We start from the raw sequence: 940 nt of genomic DNA on the forward strand, positions 1-940 counted from the left end.
GGAACTGGCAGGCTTTCAGGTCAAACACGCCATTGCTGAACCCGATTAAGTGGCGTTTTGGCGATTGCATCATGGGAAGCTGTAATTTCAGGGCATCCACCGCAGAACTGATACCATTCGGTGAGTAGGGTTGCCTCTCTTCCATAAAGGCTGCAACCATTTCTCGCTTTAAATCGCGATCACTGACCGGACGCCAGATGATACCGTTATAGTGATGCACGGTTTCCGAAGCGCCATCCAGCGCTAAATCACCATCATAACGCGCCAGCAAGACTTCCCCGCGCTGGCTGGCTCCCATCTGGCATAATGTCAGCTTGGAAGGCTCAGCATCATTGGGCTGAGTGGCTGCTTTTTTCTTGGTTGATGCCGGCTGATAGAGCCCCTGAGTAAAGGCTTGTCTTGCTATGTCCACACCGTTTTGCTGACGGTAATCGTCCCAGTCAGCTTTGTGCTCTGTCGGTGGTAACGTCACCCAACCATTCACCGCAAGAGCGGCTTTTTCTGCTGAAATCTTGCCGATATTCACTTTTGGTTTGCCGTGCTTATCCGGCTCGTTGGGATGATGCCAGTCGTTATCCGCTGCAATAATAATTTTGGTGTCCGACCAACGTTCCCGAACCACTTTGGAGACAGAAAGTAAATTGCCCGCATCCAGCGCCGCCAGAACTGCACCTTTATATAACTGACTGACAGTGAGTGCCGTAGCATAGCCTTCGGTAATGATCACCGTATCGGTGTTTTCTTCCAGTTCTGAGACAGAAATGAACGCCCCTTTTTTCTGGCTGCCAGACAGTAATTTTTTCTCTCCATTGGATTTAATAATCTGCGCACCTGTTACTTTTTTATCCAGTGTTGTCAGTGCCAACAAAGTCGAATTATTGAGCAATAGCCGCTGATTAGGGTAATCCAGTCCTTTTGCAACCAGATAAGGAGATTGCCC

At 49.1% G+C, this 940-nt stretch carries 1 protein-coding gene; it reads right to left on the reverse strand.

The window, feature by feature from the left end:
- Window positions 1-940 (reverse strand): toprim domain-containing protein (locus Xind_RS19620; RefSeq protein WP_187650952.1); only part of this gene is annotated, 940 nt, incomplete at both ends.

Origin of the sequence: Xenorhabdus indica (assembly GCF_014467235.1) — a bacterium.
GTDB lineage: Bacteria > Pseudomonadota > Gammaproteobacteria > Enterobacterales > Enterobacteriaceae > Xenorhabdus > Xenorhabdus indica.